Annotated in this window: 11 protein-coding genes and 1 pseudogene; 9 read left to right on the forward strand and 3 right to left on the reverse strand. The window is 67.6% G+C overall.

Going from position 1 to position 20,500, the window contains the following annotated elements:
- Window positions 1–16: 16 nt before the first annotated feature.
- The 4 genes from AC5Y5Z_RS22850 to AC5Y5Z_RS22865 all read left to right on the forward strand — a co-directional run bounded on the left by AC5Y5Z_RS22850 (window position 17) and on the right by AC5Y5Z_RS22865 (window position 13,739).
- Entirely contained in the window at window positions 17–5,020 is a 5,004-nt protein-coding gene (locus tag AC5Y5Z_RS22850; protein WP_499927722.1) for an amino acid adenylation domain-containing protein, read from the forward strand.
- Window positions 5,007–9,560 (forward strand): amino acid adenylation domain-containing protein, encoded by a 4,554-nt coding sequence (locus AC5Y5Z_RS22855; protein ID WP_499927724.1) that lies wholly within the window; start codon window positions 5,007–5,009, stop codon window positions 9,558–9,560. The genes AC5Y5Z_RS22850 and AC5Y5Z_RS22855 overlap by 14 nt, the downstream gene beginning before the upstream one ends.
- A 13-nt stretch (window positions 9,561–9,573) precedes the next feature.
- Window positions 9,574–13,059, forward strand: coding sequence for a non-ribosomal peptide synthetase (locus tag AC5Y5Z_RS22860; protein ID WP_499927726.1), 3,486 nt, complete (start codon window positions 9,574–9,576; stop codon window positions 13,057–13,059).
- Between the two features lie 182 nt (window positions 13,060–13,241).
- Window positions 13,242–13,739, forward strand: a complete 498-nt coding sequence (locus AC5Y5Z_RS22865) for an MTB12 family secreted protein (protein WP_499927728.1) — start codon at window positions 13,242–13,244, stop codon at window positions 13,737–13,739.
- A 71-nt stretch (window positions 13,740–13,810) separates the two neighbouring features.
- On the opposite strand, the gene AC5Y5Z_RS22870 is transcribed toward AC5Y5Z_RS22865, so the two are convergent.
- Entirely contained in the window at window positions 13,811–14,116 is a 306-nt protein-coding gene (locus tag AC5Y5Z_RS22870; protein ID WP_499927730.1) for a type II toxin-antitoxin system VapB family antitoxin, read from the reverse strand.
- 126 nt (window positions 14,117–14,242) lie between these two features.
- Here AC5Y5Z_RS22870 and hrcA point away from each other — a divergent pair, with 126 nt between their 5' ends.
- The 3 genes from hrcA to AC5Y5Z_RS22885 are packed head-to-tail and all read left to right on the forward strand — an operon-like array spanning window position 14,243 to window position 17,270.
- A complete protein-coding gene (hrcA, locus tag AC5Y5Z_RS22875; protein WP_463824787.1) occupies window positions 14,243–15,274 on the forward strand; it encodes a heat-inducible transcriptional repressor HrcA in 1,032 nt (343 codons plus the stop codon).
- Window positions 15,275–15,329: 55 nt separating this feature from the next.
- On the forward strand, window positions 15,330–16,472 hold the full coding sequence (gene dnaJ / locus AC5Y5Z_RS22880; protein WP_463824786.1) for a molecular chaperone DnaJ: 1,143 nt from the start codon (window positions 15,330–15,332) through the stop codon (window positions 16,470–16,472).
- Window positions 16,473–16,487: 15 nt separating this feature from the next.
- Window positions 16,488–17,270, forward strand: a complete 783-nt coding sequence (locus tag AC5Y5Z_RS22885) for a 16S rRNA (uracil(1498)-N(3))-methyltransferase (RefSeq protein ID WP_499927733.1) — start codon at window positions 16,488–16,490, stop codon at window positions 17,268–17,270.
- Window positions 17,271–17,296: 26 nt separating this feature from the next.
- On the opposite strand, the gene AC5Y5Z_RS22890 is transcribed toward AC5Y5Z_RS22885, so the two are convergent.
- Entirely contained in the window at window positions 17,297–17,911 is a 615-nt protein-coding gene (locus AC5Y5Z_RS22890) for a maleylpyruvate isomerase family mycothiol-dependent enzyme (protein ID WP_463824784.1), read from the reverse strand.
- Window positions 17,912–17,915: 4 nt separating this feature from the next.
- On the reverse strand, window positions 17,916–18,800 hold the full coding sequence (locus AC5Y5Z_RS22895) for an alpha/beta hydrolase (protein ID WP_463824783.1): 885 nt from the start codon (window positions 18,798–18,800) through the stop codon (window positions 17,916–17,918).
- A gap of 75 nt (window positions 18,801–18,875) precedes the next feature.
- On the opposite strand from AC5Y5Z_RS22895, the gene AC5Y5Z_RS22900 reads away from it, so the two are divergent.
- Window positions 18,876–19,532, forward strand: coding sequence for a TetR/AcrR family transcriptional regulator C-terminal domain-containing protein (locus AC5Y5Z_RS22900; protein ID WP_499927736.1), 657 nt, complete (start codon window positions 18,876–18,878; stop codon window positions 19,530–19,532).
- 43 nt (window positions 19,533–19,575) lie between these two features.
- Window positions 19,576–20,289: pseudogene (locus AC5Y5Z_RS22905) on the forward strand (PhoH family protein); the annotation flags it as partial.
- Window positions 20,290–20,500 lie beyond the last annotated feature (211 nt).

Raw genomic sequence — 20,500 nt, forward strand, 5'->3', positions numbered from 1 at the left:
GGAGTTGAGACCACCCATGGCGGACGATGCCAAGACTCTGCAGGAACGTCGCCGCGACCTGCTACGCCGACGAATCGCCGAAAGCGGTGTAGCGGCCGGGAAAACGGCCCCGGCGGCACACCTGCGCACGGGCGAGCGCTACCGGCTGTCGACCGGGCAGCGCCGCATGTGGTTCCTGCAGGCCATGGACGCCGACGACACCACCCTGAACATCTGTGTGGCCTATCAACTGAACGGTGCGCTGGACGAGGCGCGATTGCGGACCGCCGTGGGCGAGGTCATCGCGCGGCACGCGATTCTGCGCACCACCTACGGCGTGGACAGCGAAGGCGAGCCCTACCAGGTCTTCCAGGAGCACGTCGAAACTCCTTGGCGGGTACTGGATTCAGCGGGTCAGTCGGTGGCGGACCTGGCCCGCGGTGAATTCGGTCGCCCGTTCGACCTCGCTGCCGATGCGCCGCTGCGGATCACCCTGATCCGTACTGCCCCGGGCGAATTCGTGCTGCTGCTCGTCGTCCACCACATCTGCTGGGACGACGAGGCGTGGGAGGTGTTCTTCACCGAGCTCAGCGCTGCCTATAACGGTGAATCCCCCGCCCACCCGGCGGCGCAGTTCGTCGCGGTCGAAGTGCTGGGGGGAACCGATGAACCCAGCATGAGCGACGTCGGTTACTGGGCCGACAGATTGCGCCCCGCGCCCGAACCGCTCGAGCTGCCCGGAGTTCCTGCGGCGCACCCGACGCGCCGGGCCGAGCGGGTGACCAGGGGCTTCCCGGAAGGCTTGTTCGACCGGCTCGAGCAATTCGCCCGACAGCACGCCGCCTCGCCATTCATGGTGCTGCTCGCGGCCTACGGGGTGCTGGTGCGCCGCTACACCGGGGCGTCGGACTTCCTGGTCTCGGTGCCGGTGACCGACCGGAAAGCGGCCGCCGAGAAGGTGATCGGTTATTTCGGGAACACTCTGTTGCTGCGCCTCACCGCGCGGCCGAACGACACCTTCAACACGTACGTCGACGCCGTGCGCGACACCTGCCTGGACGGCTTCGCTCACCAGTCGGTCGGCATCGACCGCGTGGTGCGCGAGGCGAATCCGGAGCGCATGGGCCACGACGGCATGGACCAACTGGTGCGGCTGGGATTCAGCATGCGCAAGAGCGTCAGCGGATTCGCGTTGGACGGCGTGCAGGTGCGGCAACTCGACCTCGGCGCGGTCACCGCCCACCTGCCGCTCGCCCTGGCGATCGTGCTGGATCCCGAAGGCGTCCTGACCGAGTTCGAATACCAGACCGACATGCTGAACCCCGCCCTCGTCGAACAGATGGCGGCGCATTACCTTCAGTTGTTACACAATGCGATTGGCCAGCCCGGCCGCCGGCTGACCAGCCTGGACATGCTCGACGCCGCCGAACGCGCAACGGTGCTGGAGCAGTCGCACGGCGAACTGGTGCCGATGCCGCCCACCACGATGGTGGCGGTGCTGGAAGCGGCCGCCGATGCCCGTCCCGACGCGGTCGCGCTGATCTCCGACCACACCCGGCTGACCTATGCCGAACTGCATGGCCGGGCAAATCGCTTGGCGCGCTGGCTCATCGGGCAGGGCCTGGGGGCAGAAGACATCGTTGGTCTACGTCTGACGACATCGATCGAATTCATCATCGCGATGCTCGGGGTGCTCAAAGCGGGTGCGGCCTACCTGCCGATTGACCCGGCCTACCCGGACGAACGCATCGAATACCTGGTCAGAGACGCGGGCCCGCAGCTGGTGCTGGGGCGCCCAGAACTGGAGAGCGCAGAACTGCAGGCCCACCAGCTGTCCGACGGCCCGCTCACCGACGCCGATCGGCGTGGCGTGCTGCGCCCGGAGCAGTTGGCCTACGTCATCTACACGTCCGGTTCCACCGGCCAGCCCAAGGGCGTGGCCGTGTCTCACCACGCGATCGCCGAACACGTGCAGGGTTTCGCGGCGGAGTGGAGTATGACCGCCGAAGATCGCCTGCTGCAATCGTCTTCGGTCAGTTTCGACGCGTCGCTGCTCGACATCTTCGTGACCCTGTCGCTGGGCGCGCAACTGGTGGTCCCCAAACCGTCCCCACTCGGCGGGGTCTTCAGCGACATATCCTATGTCGCGGACCTGATCAGCCGGCACAGGATCACCGTGCTGCACATGGTGCCGTCCATGCTGAGCACACTGTTGCTGCTGCCGCAGGTCAAGGAGTGGCGACAGCTGCGCCATGTGCCCGTCGGCGGCGAAGCGCTCGCCGGTGAGGTGGCCGACAAGTTCGCCGGCTACTTCGACGCGCAGTTGCGCAACCACTACGGACCCACCGAGGCCGTCGTCTGCTCGACGCACCTGGTGGTCGACGGATCCCACGGGGTACGCGTCGTCCCCATCGGCGTGCCCAATCGCAACGTTTACACCTACGTGCTGGATGAGGAACTGCAACCGGTGCCCGCGGAGGTGATCGGGGAGCTGTACCTCGGCGGGGTGCAACTCGCCCGCTGCTACCTGGGCCGGCCCGGACTGACCTCGCTCCGTTTCGTCGCCGACCCGTTCAACCCCGGCAACCGGCTGTACCGCACCGGAGACCTGGTGCGCCGCAACATCTCTGGACAGCTGGAATTCATCGGACGTGCCGACGAGCAGGTCAAGGTGCGTGGCTACCGCATCGAACTCGGCGAAGTCGAATCCGTGATCGCCACCCACCCGGCGGTGCGGCACTGTCTGGTGGTAGCCGAGGACACCGGGGCCGGGCCCATGCTCGCTGCCTACCTGGTACCTGCGACCGGTAGCACCGAGTTGGATCTCGACCTCGATCTGGACGACGTCCGCACGCACGCGGCCGCGACGCTGCCGGAATACATGGTGCCCAGCGCTTTTGCGGTGATCCCCGAAATCCCGCTCACGGTCAGCGGGAAACTGGACAAGCGGGCGCTGCCGGCACCGACACCGGTCGCGGTGCGCAGCTACCGCGAACCGGCCACGGAAACCGAACGCCGGCTGTGTGCGATCTTCGCGCGGCTGTTCGGCTGGGAAAAGGTCGGTGCGGAAGATTCGTTCTTCGGGTTGGGCGGACACTCACTGCTCGCGGCGCGACTGGTCGCCCAGATCCGCGCCGAGTTCGGCGTGGAGCTCACCGTGCGGGCGGTGTTCGACACCCCGACCCCCGCCGGTCTGGCGACCAGACTGGTCGAGCAGTTCCGCGACCAGTTCGGGGTTGACCTCGACGGGGACGCCGAAATACCGGCGCCGCACTCGAGTCGGCCGCAGCTGGCCGTAGAGCTCGACCGCCCGGAACGGCCACCGCTGTCCTACTCGCAGTTCGCGATGTGGTTTCAGTACCGGATGCGCGGCGGCAACGACGTCTTCAACATGGCACTCACGCTGCGCTGCAACGGACCGTTGGACCGGGATGCACTCGCCGCCGCGTTGAACGACGTCGTGGCCCGGCACGAGGCACTTCGCACGAATTTCGTTGAGCACGAGAATATTCCGTATCAATTCGTGCATCCGGCCCGCGAGGTCGAACTTGCCGTCCGCAATGTCGAACCCGGACACTTCGACGAGACAGTAGCGCAGCTGCGCGGGCATGTGTTCGCTCTGGAATCCGATCTGTTGATCAGGGCTACCCTGTTGGTCCTCGACCCGGACACGAGCGTGCTTCTGCTTCTCGTGCATCACATTGTCACCGACCACAGCTCGCTGGGCATCCTCTTCGAGGATCTGTTGACGGCGTACCGGGCCCGCCTGCAGCAGAGCGCGCCGCGCTGGCCGACGCCTGCGGTTCCGTTCGTCAATTTCGCACTCTGGCAACAAGATGCGTTCAACCCCTCGAACGAATGGGGGACGGCCGAACTGGCGCACTGGTCGCAGGTGCTGCACGGCATGCCCTTCGAGATCTCCCTGGGTGCCGACCACACCCGTCCACCGGTGCTGGGCCGGCGCGGCGAGGTCGTCAACTTCACTGTGCCGCCCCATCTGCGCGCGGCGCTGACACAACTGGCGGAGCGCCACGAGGCCAGCGAATTCATGGTCTACCAGGCCGCTACGGCGGTGGTGCTGCACAAGCTGGGCGGCGGTACGGACATCCCGATCGGCAGCCCGATCACCGCACGAGTTGACGTGGCTACCAACGAGATCAACGGACCGTGCGCCAATGTCGTGGTGCTGCGCAACGACCTGTCCGGCGATCCGACGCTGCTCGGCATGGTCGCTCGCAGCCGGGACGTGGTGCTCGATGCCCTGGCGCACCAGGAACTTCCGGTGGAACGTGTCGTCGAGGCGCTCAACCCACCGCGGTCGCCGTCCCGCAACCACCCGCTGTTCCAGACCTCGATCCACTTCCACGGCGAGGACTGGGCGTTGCTGGCACGCGACCTCACCGGAGACGGACAGACCCGGGTCACACCGATTCCGATGGACTTCGAGATCTCGATCCTGGACCTCAACGTCGTCTTCGCCCTCACGCCGGACTCGGAAGTCAAAGTCCGCGTCGTGGGTAACGCCGATCTCTACGAACCGGCCACCGTCCAACTCATCGCCGACGCGCTCGAGGCGGCAGTGCAAGCGTTTGCGAGCACACCCGAGTCGGCGGTGTCCAGTGTGCAGTTGCTGCCTGAAGCCGACCAGCAGCGCCTGCTGGCACCCGCTTCCCCGACGGCAGCGCAGCGCTCGCACCCGGTGGTCGGTGGTTCGGAGGAAACCGAGCGGGCCTTGATCGCCCTGCTGGAGGAGTTGCTCGAGATCACCGAGATCGACCGGGAGGACAATTTCTTCGCGCTCGGTGGCGACAGCATCATCTCGGTGCAGTGGTCAGCCCGGGCCAGCGCGCAGGGGCTGCCGATGACACCGGCGATGGTGTTCGAGAACATGACCATCGCCGAACTTGCGGCGGCCGTCGACGCGGGCGCCGGTCAGGCAGCGCCCGACCAGCCCGCAGCGCCGTCCGCGCCGATGAGTGCGTCGGGCCTGGATGCCGACGCGCTGGCGGCTCTCACGGCGTCGTGGAATGAGCAGCCGTGAGGCGATCGTGACGACCGCCCCGCAGCAGATCGAGGACGTGCTCGCGCTGACTCCGCTGCAGGAGGGCCTGTTCGCGCTGTACCGCCTCGCCGAGGACAGCCTCGACATCTACACCATGCAATTCGTCGCCGATATCGACGGTCCGCTCGACGTCGCGTTGCTGCGGCGCAGCGCCCAGGCCCTGCTGGATCGGCACCCGAATCTGCGCGCCGCCTTCTGGGACCGCAATGTGCCCCGACCCGTCCAGATCGTGCCCGTCCACGCGGAGCTGCCCTGGACCCAACGCAGCACCACGGCAAGCGAATTCGATTCGATCGCCCGCTCGGAGCGGCGCCGCCCATTCGACCTGAGCCGCGGTCCGGCACTGCGCGTCGTGCTGCTCTCGGTGCCCGGCGAGACCAGGCGACGAATGATCTTCACCGCCCACCACATCCTGATGGACGGGTGGGGTCTGGGGGTGTTCTTCACCGAGATGCTCGCGGTGTATCAGGCGGGTGGTTCGACTGACGGGCTGCCGAATCCGCGCCCGTATCGCGACTACATTGCCTGGCTGGCACAACAGGACCGATCGCGCGCGCTGGCCCGGTGGACCGAGTATCTGAGCTGCGTCTCCGGACCGCTCATGATTGCCGACGGCGCCGTGCCGTCCAGCCACGGGGTGCCGGGGCAGTCCAAGCTGCTGCTGCCTGCAGCAGATACGATGCGCCTGCGAAAGTGGGCGGGGCGCAACGGGTTCACGCTCAATACGGCGGTGCTGTTCGCCTGGGTCGTGGTGCTGGGCCGGCTCACGGACCGGCCCGACGTCGTCTTCGGGACCGTCGTGTCCGGCCGGCCCGAACAGCTGCCCGGTGTGGAGACCATGGTCGGAATGTTCATCAACACGGTGCCGGTGGTGCACGACCTGAGCCGCGCCGACTCGGTTGTCGAGCAGTGTTCGCGGCTACAGCGCGAATCGTCGGCGCTGCGTGACATCAGCTATCTCAGCCTCTCGGAACTACAGCGCGCGCACGGCCACGGCGGTCTGTTCGACACGCTGTTCGTGTTTGAGAACGCGCCGTTCGAAGCCGCCATCGCGCCGGTGACAACCGCCGACGGCGCCCGATTCGAACCGGTGACGGGCGAGAGTCTCACGCATTACCCGCTGACCGTTGTCGCGCACCTGATGGGTGACGAGCTGGTCATCGTCATCGAGGCGATACGCGAAGCGCTGCCACATCTTTCGCCCACAGCGCTCGGCGAACGAATAGTAGCGGTGCTGCGACAGCTGCCCGACATCGACGACGGGACACCCGACGCGCTGGACATCCTCACCCCGCCGGAGCGCGCCGCACTCGGTGCGGTGGCTACGCGGTTCGCGCCGCCGCCAGAGGCAACCGTGTGGGCGATGTTCGAACGGCAGGTTCGCGCCACACCCGAGGCGATCGCTCTCACCACCGGTGCTGGTGAACGCTATAGCTACGATCAGTTGCACGCTCGGGCAACTCAACTGGCTGCCGAGCTCGCTGACCGGGGGGTGGGCCCCGAGCAGGCGGTGGCGCTGATGCTGCCCCGGTCATCCCGATTCCTGATAGCCATCCTCGCGGTACTGGCCGCCGGCGGCGCCTATGTGCCGGTCGATGTCACGCTTCCCGATAAACGGGTGAAATCTATCCTGCGGCAGGCTAATCCGGTACTCATCCTGTCGGAATGCCAGTATGCAGACCTGCTGGAAGGGCCGGTGCTGCTGCTCGACGACGAGGTCGCGCTGGAACGCATCGCCGCCCGGCCCGCGGTGGCGCCGAGCGTGCCCCGCCATCCCGAACAGAGCGCCTACATCATCTTCACCTCCGGTTCGACTGGCGAACCCAAGGGTGTGGTCGGGACCAATGCGGCCTTGCTCGGCTACTTCGCCGACCACCGCGAGCGGGTCTACCAGCCGGCTGTGGCGCGCCTGGGCCGAGCACTGCGTATCGCACACGCCTGGTCGTTCAGCTTCGATGCCTCTTGGCAGCCGATGGTCGGCCTGCTCGACGGTCACGGTCTGCACCTGTTCGATGGCGAGGAGATGCGCGACGCGGACCGCTTGGTGAAGGGCCTCATCAGCTTTCAGGTCGACATGATCGACACCACCCCGTCGATGTTCGTCCAATTACGTGCCGCCGGCCTGTCCGAGCACCCGCTGTGCGTGCTGGCGCTGGGGGGTGAGGCGATCAACAGCGCGTTGTGGCACCAGTTGCAGGCGCTTTCGTCGACCGAGGTCTACAACTGCTACGGACCCACCGAGGCGACGGTCGAGGCGGTGGTCGCCGCGGTCAACGACTATCCGGCTCCGACAATCGGCACCGCGAACATCGGAACCTGCGGCTACGTGCTGGATTCGGCGTTGCGCGCAGTCCCTGACGGCGCGGTGGGGGAGTTGTACCTCTCAGGGGCGCAGTTGGCCCGCTGTTACGTCGGCAAGTCTGCGATGACCGCCGCGCGCTTCGTCGCCGACCCGTTCCGCCCCGGGCAACGCATGTATCGCACCGGGGACCTGGTGCGCCGCCTGCCGCACGGGGGTTACGCCTATCTGGGTCGCGGCGACACCCAGGTGAAGATCCGGGGCTACCGCGTCGAAATCGCGGAAATCGAGGCCGCGCTGCGTAATCGGCCCGGGGTACACGACGCGGCCGTGGTGGTGTTGCAGCGCGACAGCGGTCCCACACTGGTGGGCTTCGTCGTCTGGCAGGAGAACGTCGGACCGGACCCGGTGCGGCTGCGTGCAGCGCTGGCCGAGCAGCTTCCGTCCTACATGGTTCCGGCCCGGATCCTGCCGATGACCCAATTACCCGTGAACGCCAACGGCAAACTGGACAGCGGCGCGCTGGAACAGGTGGCCCGCGACGCCCTGTCGCAGGTGTCCGCACGCGGCTCGGCTGCGGCGTCCACCGACACCGAGCGGGCGCTGTGTGAGATCTTCGCCGAGCAATTCAGCGGCATCACACCGCATGTCGACGACGACTTCTTTGCGCTCGGGCTCGACAGCATCTCGGCCATTTCGTTGGTCCATAAGGCCCAGCGGCGGGATATTGCGTTGACTCCGCGGATGGTGTTGACCCATCTGACTATTCGTGAATTGGCCGCCGCGGTCGACGCGAGAGTCGAATCGGGCGGGGCGGTGGCTCTCGCGGACTACGGCGAGGTACTCCCGCTGCCGATCGTGTCGTGGGTCAACGAGTACGGCAACTACCGACGCTTCACGAATACGATCTTGATGCGGCTGCCCTCCGACATCGAGCGGGCGGAACTCGAACTCGTGCTGCAGCTGCTCCTGGACGGGCACGAGGTGCTGCGCTCGATCATGACCGAGACGCCTGAGGGATCTCGGCTTTTGACCCGGGAACCTGGCGTGGTCAACGCCGCCGACGTGCTGTCGCGGGTGGACATGCCCACCCCGACCGATGCCGAATTGGCTTCGGCCGTCGCGGATACGGCCCGCACCGCCATGGATGGCATCGATCCGCGCACCGGTGCCCTGGTGCGGGCAGTCTGGTTCGCCGGCACCAAGGACCGGCAGACATTGCTGCTCACCATTCACCACCTGGTGGTCGACGTGGTGTCCTGGCACATCCTGGTCAGCGACATCAAGGAGGCGTGGCGTTCGCTGCAGGCTGGTACCACCCCAAAAGCACTGCCCGAGTTCACTTCCTACCGTCGCTGGTGTGAGTTGATGTGGGACCGGGCGGGCCAGCCGCAGGTGCTGGCCCAGCGCGATTACTGGGCTGCACAGGTATCCGGGCCAGATCCCGCGTTGGGTGCGCGACACCCGGATCCCGCGCGCGACACCTGGTCGACCCTTAGGGTGCATACGATCCGCACCCCCGTGCATGTCACCGAGCGGCTGCTGGCCGCACTCAACCGCGACGATCGCATGCGGGAAATCCTGTTGTGCGCCACCGCCATCGTGGTCGCGAGTTGGCGGCGCATGCGCAACCAGGATCCGGCGCCCGGTGCGCTCATCGCGTTGGACAGTCACGGCCGCGCCGACGGCATCGTGGGCGCCGACACAGCGAACACCGTGGGGTGGTTCACCAGCGCATATCCGGTACGGCTGGGCGTGGGAGCCGCCGTGGATATCGAGCGACTCGAGTCGGATCCCGAATCGGTGCGTGTCCTACTCGACGCGGTGACGGCCTATCTCGATGACGTCCCATTCGAAGGACTGGATTACGGACTGCTGCGGTATATCGACCGTATTCCTGAATTGCAGGACAGAGAGCCGCAACTGCTGTTCAACTACCTGGGTCGGCTCGACCTCCGCAATGCAGAACACGAACCGTGGTCATTGCTCAGCGGTGCTGAAATTGAAACGGTGCCGATCGATCCCGAACCCGATCTACCGTTGCGGTTTGCGTTGAACATGAACGTGCTGGTGCGCGCCGCCCCCGACGGCTGGGAACTGATCAACAACCTGCTGTGGAGCGATGTCCTGTTCACCAGCTCCGATATCGACTGTCTGACCGGCTTCTGGCAGCGCGCAGTGGCGACGCTGGCCGAGGCCCTGGACAGATACCCCGCGTAAGAGAGGATGGCAGATGCCGCCGCCCGGCGATGAATGGATCAGCAGGGACGAGATCAAGGCTGTGATCGCGGCCCAACTCGGCTGCCCGACAGCCGATGTGGCAGATCACGACGACCTCATCCAGTTGGGACTGAATTCGATTCGCATGATGGCGCTGGCCGGGGGCTGGCGTAAACGCGGTGCTGCCATCACCTTCGCCGAGCTGGCGGCAGCCCCTACCGTCGATTCCTGGCACGGTCTGCTCAGCGCAGGTCACGCTGCAACGACGCCGGCCCCAACCGCCGAACCTGTTGACGAGACCGTCGCAGTGGACGAGCCGTTCCCGTTGGCGCCCATGCAGCATGCGTACTGGATCGGCCGGTCCGACGAACAGGAGCTCGGCGGGGTCGCGGCCCACCTCTACGTCGAATTCGACGGTCCCGCAGTAGATCCGCAACGACTCGAGCGGGCGGTGGCCGATCTGGTTGCGGCGCACCCGATGCTGCGTACCCGGTTCCTGCCGGACGGGACGCAGCAGACCATGCCGCAGCCGGGCAAACCGGTCTTTACCGTGGTCGACCTTCGCGGACACGATCCCGGCAGCAGCCGAGCCGCGCTGGAGCAACTACGCGAGCGCAACACGCACCAGCGGCTGTCCATCGAGGAAGGCCAGGTCCTCGACGTCACGCTGAGCCTGCGTGACGGCGACCGCAGCCGATTGCACCTCGACATCGACATGCTGGCCGGCGACGCGATGAGCTACCGGATCCTGGTCTCGGATCTGGCCGAGTTGTACCAGGGCGCAACGCCGTCCGCCCCGGGTTACACCTATCGGCGATACCGCACCGAGCGGCAGACGGACACCGCGGCGCGGGACCGGGATCGGCAATGGTGGCAACAGCGACTGCCCGAGCTGCCGGGCGCACCGGAACTGCCCACGGTCGCGGTGGCGGATCGCGTTGCGTCGCAACGCACTGTCCGTTACGACCACTGGCTCGCGCCGGAAGCCAAGGCCCGTTTGGTGGCCGGTGCCCACGCGCGCGGGGTCACCCCGGCCAATGTGTTGGCGGCGGTCTTCGCGGACACCATCGGCGGCTGGTCCGCCCAGGATAGATTCCTGCTCAATGTGCCACTGTTCCAACGTGAGTCGGTGCATCCCGACATCGACCGCGTGGTGGGCGACTTCACCTCGTCGATCATGCTGGAGGTCGACGTCAGCGATAACGTGTCGGTGGCCGAGCGGGCCCGCGACCTTCAGCGCCGCATGTACGAAAGTGGCGCGCACTCGGCGTATTCGGGCCTCGAGGTGCTCAGAGACCTGGGCCGGCACCGTGGTGAGCCGGTGCTGGCACCCGTGGTCTTCACCAGCGCGCTGGATCTCGGCGAACTGTTCGCCGACACGGTGATCGAGACTTTCGGTGAGCCGGAATGGATCATCTCGCAAGGTCCCCAGGTGCTGCTCGACGCCCAGATCACCGAGTTGCGAGGCGGACTGCTGATCAACTGGGATGTCCGGCAATCGGCATTTCCACCGGGCCTGATCGACGCCATGTTCACCAGGTTCACCAAAACGGTGCAACGCCTCGCCCAGTGCGAAGCGGCCTGGGACGCCGAAGCGGCGGTGCGGTTGCCCAGCACACAGGCGACGGTGCGCGCCGCGATCAACGCGACTGACGGACCGGTCAGCGGACGGTGCCTGCACCAGGGTTTCTTCGACCACGCCGCGGCCGAACCGGACACCCAAGCGGTGGTGTGGGGGGTGCACGGGTCAACCGGCGGCTGGACCTACGGTGACCTCGCGCGGCAGGCGCTTTCGGTGGCCGGGGCGCTCCGGGCGCAGGGCGTCCGACCGGGTGACACCGTTGCGGTCCAGTTGCCCAAGGGCCGCGATCAAATTCCTGCCGTGCTCGGGGTGTTGGCCGCCGGAGCCACCTATGTGCCGATCGGATCCGATCAACCGGACGTGCGCCGTGCGAAGATCCTGCAGACCGCCGATATCGTGGCGGCGCTCACCGCCGACGGGACCGATATCGGACCGGGCATCACCTGTCTGTCCATGGCTGCCGCACGCCGGTTTCCAAAACCGTTGCCGGAACCCGTATTTCCGGATACCGCCGCAATCGCGTACGTGATCTTCACCTCCGGCTCGACGGGAATGCCGAAGGGGGTCGACGTCCCGCACAGCGCGGCGATGAACACCATCGACGCGGTCAACGAATGGTTCGATGTCGGCAGCGCCGACCGGGTGCTGGCGCTGTCCGCACTCGAGTTCGACGCCTCCGTGTACGACATCTTCGGCATGTTCTCGGTGGGCGGTTCGCTGGTAGCCGTCGACGCGCAGGAGAAGGCCGCGGCCACCATCTGGGTGGAATTGCTGCGCCGGCACCGGGTTTCGATCCTCAATTGTGTGCCGAGCATGCTCGACATGATTCTGGAGCTCGGCGGCGACCGGCTGGGTGACTCGTTGCGCGCGGTCACCCTCGGCGGAGACTGGGTGGGAGCCGACCTGGCGCGCAGGTTGGCCAAGCAGGTGCCGGGCTGCCGTTTCTCCGGCCTGGGCGGAGCCACGGAGACCGCCATCCACAACACCATCTGCGAAGTGGTGGGCGAACCGCCGGCGCACTGGACCACGGTGCCGTTCGGTGTGCCGTTGCGCAACGTGCGCTGCCGGGTGGTGTCGCCGTCGGGTCGCGACTGCCTGGACTGGGTGCCCGGTGAATTCTGGGTGGGTGGCGCCAACGTCGCCGCCGGCTATCGCAACGACGCCGAGCGCACCGCGCAGCGCTTCGTCGAGCACGACGGTCTGCGTTGGTACAAGACGGGGGACATGGCCCGGTACTGGCCGGACGGCACCATCGAGTTCCTCGGCCGGGCCGACCATCAGGTGCAGATCCGCGGGTACCGAGTCGAACTCGGCGAGGTCGAGAGCGCGCTTCGCACGGTGCCGGGCGTGCGCCACGCCGTCGCAACCGTCGTCGGGGCCAACGCGCCCAAGCTCGTCGCCGCGGTCTCCGGCGACCCGGTTGACACCGACGTCGTCAGTGCGGCGGTCGCCGACCTGCTGCCCGGTTACATGGTGCCGACCCGGGTCGTCTACCTGGATCGAATTCCGTTGACCTCCAACGGCAAATTGGACCGGCGCGCGGTGCTGGCACTACTCGAACCGGTCGCGGCCTCGGGCATTCCCGCCAGCGAGCCGCGCACCGATCTGGATGCCGCCCTCGTCGAGATCTTCGCCGAGGTACTCGGCGTCGAGTCGGTCGGGGTGCACGACGATTTCTTCGCGCAGGGGGGTGACTCGGTGCTGGCCACCACAGTCGTCGCCCGCATCCGCGAATGGCTCGACGTGGATCACGCAGTGGTCTCCGACCTGTTCGCCACCCGCAGCGTCGCCGGGCTGGCCGACCGGCTGCAGCAGCGGGAGGCGCAGCGCGGCACACCGGGTCGGTTGAGCGTCATCGCGCGGCACTACCTCGACGTCGCGGCGTTGTCCGACGAAGAGGTGCTTGCCGAAGGCTGAGTGGGCGTTGCCACAGTTTCCGGCGCAGCGCAGTGGCTACTCAGCTACTCATGCCGGTTACACAGCTCAGCCACAGCCTCGCCGGACCGTTGCGCGCTAGCGTGATGTAACGCAACTTGACTCACAAGCGAAACAACAGTCACATTGACCACACCCGACCGGGTGCGAACAGGGGGACCTCCATGCAGTTCATCACATCCATCGTCGTCGGAGCGGCGGCGGTGGCGACCATCGGCGCCGCAGCCGGTGTCACCTCGGTCACGGCGCAGCCCGGCTACCAGGTTCAGCCCGCCGCCTTCGGTGCGCCGCTGCCGCAGGACCCGGCGCCCACCGCCGCGGTCCCGACCGCAGCGCAGCTCAACGGCATCCTCACCAGCCTTGCCGACCCGAGCGTGTCCTTCACCAACAAGAGCAACCTGGTCGAAGGCGGAATCGGCGGGACTGAGGCGCACCTCGCCGACCACCAGCTGAAGAAGGCCGAAAAGAACGGACAGCTGCCCCTGTCGTTCAGCATTGCCAACATCGCGCCCGCCCCCGGCGGATCAGCGACTGCTGACGTCTCGGTCTCCGGTCCCAAGCTCTCCCCGCCGGTCACCCAGAGCGTCACATTCGTCAACCAGGGCGGTTGGGTGCTGGCGCGCAGCTCGGCGATGGAACTGCTCAAGGCCGCCTCACGCTGATCGGGCGCGAGCAGACGCAAAAGCACCCTTTTCCCACGTGAAAAGGGTGCTTTTGCGTCTGCTCGGCCCGGCTACGGCGAAGCCATGTCCATGTCATAGACCCGGGCATGCAGGACGGTGCGGTTCCGCAGCGCCGCCCGCACCGCTCGGTGCAGGCCGTCCTCCAGGTAGACGACGCCCCGCCACTTGACCGCGTGCGGAAACAGATCGCCGTAGAAGGTGGAGTCCTCCGAGAGCAGGCGGTCCAGCTCCAGGACCCTGGTCGTGGTGACCAACTCGTCGAGGCGGATCTGCTGCGGTGGGATCTGGGACCAGTCCCGGTAGGTCAACCCGTGTTCGGGGTAGGGCTTGCCCTCGCGCACGCCTTTGAAGATCACCCGCCAAAGGCTAGTCGCCGCACCGCGCCGATGAGGCGTTGGCCACGGATCGCCCGGTTGTCGGGTGCGCTGCAGCTGAGACCGTAAAATGAAGCCTGTTTCAGGTACCCAGGAGGTGAAGAGTCAATGGCCAGCGCGGACGAACGTCGCTTTCAGGTGTTGCACGCCATCGTTGCCGACTTCGTCGCCACCCACGAACCGATCGGCTCGAAGTCTCTGGTGGAACGGCACAATCTCGGCGTCTCCAGTGCCACCGTCCGCAACGACATGGCGGTGCTCGAGGCCGAGGGGTACATCACCCAGCCGCACACCAGTTCCGGGCGGGTGCCTACGGAAAAGGGTTACCGCGAATTCGTCGATCGCCTCGACGACGTCAAGCCGCTGTCCTCGGCCGAACGCCGCGCCATCCAGGCTTTCCTGGAATCCGGTGTCGACCTCGACGACGTGCTGCGGCGGGCGGTGCGCCTGCTGGCTCAGCTGACCCGGCAGGTGGCCGTGGTGCAGTATCCGACGCTGTCCACGTCGACCGTGCGCCACCTGGAAGTGATTGCGCTGACCCCGGCCCGGCTGCTGATGGTGGTCATCACCGACTCCGGCCGGGTGGACCAGCGCATCGTCGAACTCGGTGACGTCATCGACGACCACCAGCTCACCCAGTTGCGCGAGATGCTGGGCCAGGCATTGATCGGCAAGCGGCTGTCCGCGGCCTCGGTGGCGGTGGCCGACCTCGCCGGCCGGCTGCACGGCGGCGACGGACTGGGCGATGCGGTCGGCCGCTCGGCGACGGTGTTGCTGGAATCGCTCGTCGAGCACACCGAGGAGCGCCTGTTGTTGGGCGGCACCGCCAATTTGACCCGTAACGCGGCGGATTTCGGCGGTTCGCTGCGGCCCATCCTGGAAGCCCTCGAGGAACAGGTGGTGGTGCTGCGGCTGCTGGCCGCGCAGCAGGAAGCGGGCAAGGTCACGGTGCGCATCGGCCACGAGACCGAAGCCGAGCAGATAGCCGGCACCTCGATGGTGTCCACCGTCTACGGCAGCCACGACACCGTCTACGGCGGCATGGGCGTGTTGGGTCCCACCCGGATGGACTATCCGGGAACCATGGCGAGTGTCGCAGCGGTTGCCATGTATATCGGCGAAGTGCTGGGTGCTCGTTGACCCGGCTCCGGAGTTTGTGAACCGCCCCCGCGAGGGGGCCTAGAAAGGGCTGATCGTGGCACGCGATTACTACGGGTTGCTCGGCGTGAACAAAGGCGCCAACGACGCCGAGATCAAACGCGCCTATCGAAAGCTGGCGCGCGAGCTGCACCCCGACGTCAACCCAGACCAGGCGGCGCAAGCGAAATTCCAGGAGATCAGTGCCGCCTACGAGGTGCTGAGCGACCCGGAGAAGCGCCGGATCGTCGACCTGGGCGGTGACCCGCTGGAAAGCGCCGGTGCCGGTAACGGCTTCGGCGGCTTCGGTGGGCTGGGCGATGTCTTCGAGGCGTTCTTCGGCGGAGGTTTCAGCGGTGGCGGCTCCCGCGGACCGGTCGGCCGGGTACGGCCCGGTTCGGACTCGCTGTTGCGGATGCGCCTTGATCTCGAGGAGTGCGCGAACGGCGTCACCAAGCAGGTCGCCGTCGACACCGCGGTGTTGTGTGACCGCTGCCAGGGCAAGGGCACCAACGGCGATTCGGCGCCGGTTCCCTGCGACACCTGCGCTGGTCGCGGGGAGGTGCAGAGCGTGCAGCGCTCGCTGCTGGGCCAGATGTTGACCTCGCGGCCGTGCCCCACCTGCCGCGGCGTGGGCGTCGTCATCCCCGATCCCTGCTACCAGTGCATGGGCGACGGCCGGGTGCGCGCCCGGCGCGACATCACCGTCAAGATCCCGGCCGGCGTCGCCGAGGGGATGCGGGTGCGGCTCGCCGCGCAGGGCGAGGTGGGCCCGGGCGGTGGGCCGGCCGGCGACCTGTACGTCGAGGTCCACGAGCAGGCTCACGACATCTTCGCCCGGGAGGGCGACGACCTGCACTGCTCGGTCTCGGTGCCGATGGTCGACGCCGCCCTCGGCGCCACGGTGACGCTGGATGCCATTCTGGACGGCCCCAGCGAGATCGTGATCCCGCCGGGCACCCAGCCGGGGTCCACCATCACGCTGCGCGGCAAAGGGATGCCGCAGTTGCGATCCGGCGCCCGCGGGGATCTGCACGTGCACGTCGAGGTGGTGGTACCCACCCGCCTGGACCACCATGACACCGAATTGCTGCGTGAGTTGAAGAGCCGCCGCAACCGGGACGTCGCAGAGGTTCGCTCGGCGCACGCCGGTGGTGGCGGCCTGTTCAGCAGGCTGCGCGAGACGTTCACCGGCCGCTAGCTTTCCGGGGCTCATATGGTGGCCACGCTGTTCTACGTCGACGCGCTGCCCGACGCCGGTTCGCTGGTGGTCGTGGACGGTGACGAGGGCTTCCACGCCGCCACCGTGCGACGGATCCGCCCCGGCGAGGAGTTGGTGCTTGGCGACGGTTGCGGCGGGCTGGCCCACAGCGTGGTGGAACACGCCGGACGCGACGGGTTGCGGGCCCGGGTGCTGCAGCGCTGGACCGCCGCCGCCGCGGCGCCGGCGGTGACGGTGGTGCAGGCGCTGCCCAAATCCGAGCGCTCCGAGTTGGCCGTCGAACTGGCCACCGAAGCCGGTGCCGATGCTTTTCTGGCCTGGCAGTCGGCGCGGTGTGTCGCCTCCTGGGAGGGGGCGCGGGTGGAGAAGGGGTTGCGGCGGTGGCGCGCGGTGACGCGTGCGGCGGCCCGTCAGTCCCGTCGGGCATACATCCCGCAGGTCGAGGGGGTGTTGTCCACTAAGGCGCTGGTCGCGAGAGTGCGCGATCGAGCCGCCGGCACCCTGGTGCTCGTGTTGCACGAGTCGGCGTCCGATCGTCTTGCTGATGTTGTTGTGGCGCAAGCTGATTCGGTGCTGCTCGTGATCGGCCCGGAGGGCGGCATCACGCCCGACGAGATCCAGGCGCTGACCGGCGCCGGGGCGATCAGTGTGCGGCTCGGCCCGACCGTGCTGCGCACCTCCACCGCGGCGGCCGTGGCGTTGGGCGCGCTGGGCGTGCTCACCCCGCGCTGGGATTCGCCGGCCGACTGTGAAGTTGACGACGGGACACGCCGATGACCCGTCGCAGGATCCACAGTGAACGCTCAGATGCGGGCGCGTAGCTCGCCGACGCCGTCGCCGCTGAGCTGATCGAGCGCCCACGGGCGTCCGGCCAGCACCGAGGCGAGTTGCGCGGCCCCACCGCTGACCCGCAGTTCGCCGCTCCCGTGCGTCCAATCTGTGTCGGTGGCATGCAGATTCAGGCCGCGTGCCCGCGCGGCGGCCGGCACGAACGGATTGGGCACTCGCACCTGGGTGTCGAGCACTGCGACCAAGCATTCCGGTGCCACCTCTGGTTGCCGGCCGAGTGCGAAAGCGATGTCGAGCTCGTGAATCACGTGATCGCCCAACAGGAGTCGGCGCGGAAAGAGGCGGCCGAGGCCACGGGGCCGCTCGGTCAGGGCTGCGAAATCGTCGACGAGTTCGACGGGGCTGCGCCGCTGCGCACAGTCAACGGCCAGCGCGGTGTTGGCGCGGTCGAACGAGCCGCGGTGGGCAGCCATGGCCACGGCCACGGTGACCGGCGACGATCCGTAGCCGATGACGAGGTGAGCCAGCACCTCGTGGTTGGTCCATTCGGCGCACAGGCTGGGCTGGGCCCAGTCCGCGTCCGTCCGGCTCTTGGCGAACTGGACGAAACGAATATCGTTGGTATGCAACAGGTTACGCAACACGGAGGTGCTCCCGCAGGAATTCGGTCTGGTCGGCGAGCAGGTCGGCCAGCAGCGGCGGGTGGTAGATCTGGAAATGGTCGCCGTCGTAGTGGCGTGCGACTCCGCGCGGTGCCTGCCGGGCCACGTCTTCGGCGTGGCGCGGATCCATCAGCGTCTCCCGGTCCGACACGCACACCAGCAATGGTGCGGCGATCCGGCGGGCCGCTCGCTTGGCGCTGGTGACGGCGATCTCGACCACGTTGCAGGCGGCGATGCGGTTGTCGAAGGTGCCGCCCGGATCCACTGTCGAGTCCCACCCGTCTGCGGCGCCCGCTACGGTGACCGCTGCCAGGGTGCCCGGCTGCCCGACGATCGGGACGTAGTGGCGGCGCCGTCGCAGGGCCGCGCGGCCGGCATCGGCGACAATGGCCGGCCCGATCCGCAGCACCGCCGACGGACCCAACCTGGCGAGGACGGCGGGCCCGTCGACGATGGGGCACTGCACCACCACGGCGGCCAGCCCGGTGTCTGCCGCGGCGACCCGCAGCACATGCATGGCGCCCAAGCTGGTGCCCCACAGGGCGACGCGGGTGGCGTCGACCTCGGGCAGTGCGCGCACGTGCCGCACCGCGGCCACGATGTCCTGGCGATGGCGGCGCAGGCTGAGTCGCTGCCGCGGGGTGCCCTCGGAGTCGCCGAGGTTGCGGTAGTCGAAAGCCAGGGTGGCCAGGCCGGCGGCGGCGAAGTGCCGTTCGTAGCGGGCCAGCGCCATGGTGTGGTTGGCGCCCAGGCCGTGCGCAAGGACCACGCAGGGGTGCGGTCCGGCGCCGTCCGGTCGGGTGAGCCAGGCGGCGCAATGAGTGCCGTGCGAAACGAATGCGGTGCGGGTGGTCATGAGCTCCTCCTGATAAGTACGGTGTACGTGTTGTACTATGCGTACGTTGTACGTGTCAACCGGAAGGAGAAGTTCGTGCGGGCGCGCTTCACCGTCTCCGAGATCGCCAGGGCCGCGCTGGACATCGTCGACCGCGACGGACTGGGCGGGCTGAGCATGCGGTCGTTGGCCGGGTCCCTGGGCACCGGCCCGATGACGCTCTATAACTACGTCAAGGACCGGGGTGAACTCGAGGAGCTGGTCGCCGAGGCGGTCATCGCGGAAATCGTCATCCCGGCGCCCACCGAGGATTGGAGTGCGGATGTGCGCGCGATCGCGATCGCGATGTGGGAGACGGTGCGTCGACACCCCAACGCCGTCCCGCTGGTGCTGACCCGGCGCACCGTGTCGGCCTCGAGCTATCTGGCGGCGGATCGGCTGATCGGCGCCCTCGCGCGCGCCGGGCTCACCGACGTCGACCTGTTGGCCGGCTTCCGGGCCGTGCTCGGACTGGTAATGGGCACCGCGCAGGCGGAGCTGGCCGGACCGCTGGCCGGCGCCGGGCGGGACCGCGAACAGGGTGACGTGGCGGCGCGGATGGGCGCGCTCGCCGGCATCCAGCATCCGCACATCGCCGCTCTGGCGCAGGTCAGCCGCAAATCGACGGCGGCACAGGACTTCGAACGTGGTCTGCAGATCTTGCTGGCGGGCGTTGAATCATTGGGAAGCGGCAGTGCGGCTTCGCTAGACTGAGGTGCCCCGTCCGACAGGCCAGAAATCAGGTAGCAGAGACCACGTGACGCCCCGCGAGACCCGCGCTGCTGAGGCTGCTCGTCAGCCCAACTCTCAAGTGCGCAGCAGCATCGACGTTCCGCCCGACCTCGTCGTGGGCCTGCTCGGCTCGGCCGACGAGAATCTGCGTGCTCTCGAGCGCGACCTCAGTGCGGGGCTGCATGTGCGCGGCAATACCGTCAGCATCTCCGGCGAGCCCGCCGACGTGGCGCTCGCCGAACGCGCGGTTGCCGAGTTGGTGGCCATTGCCGGTCGCGGCCAGTCGCTGACACCGGAAGTGGTGCGTCGCAGCGTCGCCATGCTCGTCGGCACCGGCAACGAATCGCCGGCCGAGGTCCTCACGTTGGACATCCTGTCGCGGCGCGGCAAGACGATCCGGCCCAAGACGCTCAACCAGAAGCACTACGTGGACGCGATCGACAACCACACCATCGTGTTCGGGATCGGCCCGGCCGGCACCGGCAAGACGTATCTGGCCATGGCTAAGGCCGTGCACGCGTTGCAGACCAAGCAGGTGACCCGGATCATCCTGACCCGCCCGGCGGTGGAAGCCGGTGAGCGCCTTGGCTTTCTGCCCGGCACGCTCAGCGAGAAGATCGACCCCTATCTGCGGCCGCTGTACGACGCGCTCTACGACATGATGGATTCCGAGCTGATCCCGAAGCTGATGTCGGCCGGGGTGATCGAAGTGGCGCCGCTGGCGTACATGCGTGGTAGGGCGCAGCCGTTGTCCACGAAAGTCCTTACGCCGGAAGGGTTCCGGCCGATCGGCGACCTCGAAGTCGGAGACTTCGTCATCGGCTCGGACGGCCACCCGACGAAGGTATTAGGGGTCTATCCGCAAGGTTTCAAGGAAATCTATCGCGTCTCGACCCAGGACGGCTCGTCGACATTGGCGTCCGGGGATCACCTCTGGTCGGTCTACACGC

It is taken from the genome of Mycobacterium sp. NGS29, from assembly GCF_059812965.1.

What these genes read in the sequence shown, in the direction of transcription:
- AC5Y5Z_RS22865 (WP_499927728.1), top strand. Translation starts at nt 13,242, where the DNA reads ATGCAGTTCATCACATCCATCGTCGTCGGAGCGGCGGCGGTGGCGACC.
- AC5Y5Z_RS22885 (WP_499927733.1), top strand. Translation starts at nt 16,488, where the DNA reads ATGGTGGCCACGCTGTTCTACGTCGACGCGCTGCCCGACGCCGGTTCG.
- hrcA (WP_463824787.1), top strand. Translation starts at nt 14,243, where the DNA reads ATGGCCAGCGCGGACGAACGTCGCTTTCAGGTGTTGCACGCCATCGTT.
- AC5Y5Z_RS22860 (WP_499927726.1), top strand. Translation starts at nt 9,574, where the DNA reads ATGCCGCCGCCCGGCGATGAATGGATCAGCAGGGACGAGATCAAGGCT.
- AC5Y5Z_RS22850 (WP_499927722.1), top strand. Translation starts at nt 17, where the DNA reads ATGGCGGACGATGCCAAGACTCTGCAGGAACGTCGCCGCGACCTGCTA.
- AC5Y5Z_RS22895 (WP_463824783.1), bottom strand. Translation starts at nt 18,800, where the DNA reads ATGACCACCCGCACCGCATTCGTTTCGCACGGCACTCATTGCGCCGCC.
- AC5Y5Z_RS22855 (WP_499927724.1), top strand. Translation starts at nt 5,007, where the DNA reads ATGAGCAGCCGTGAGGCGATCGTGACGACCGCCCCGCAGCAGATCGAG.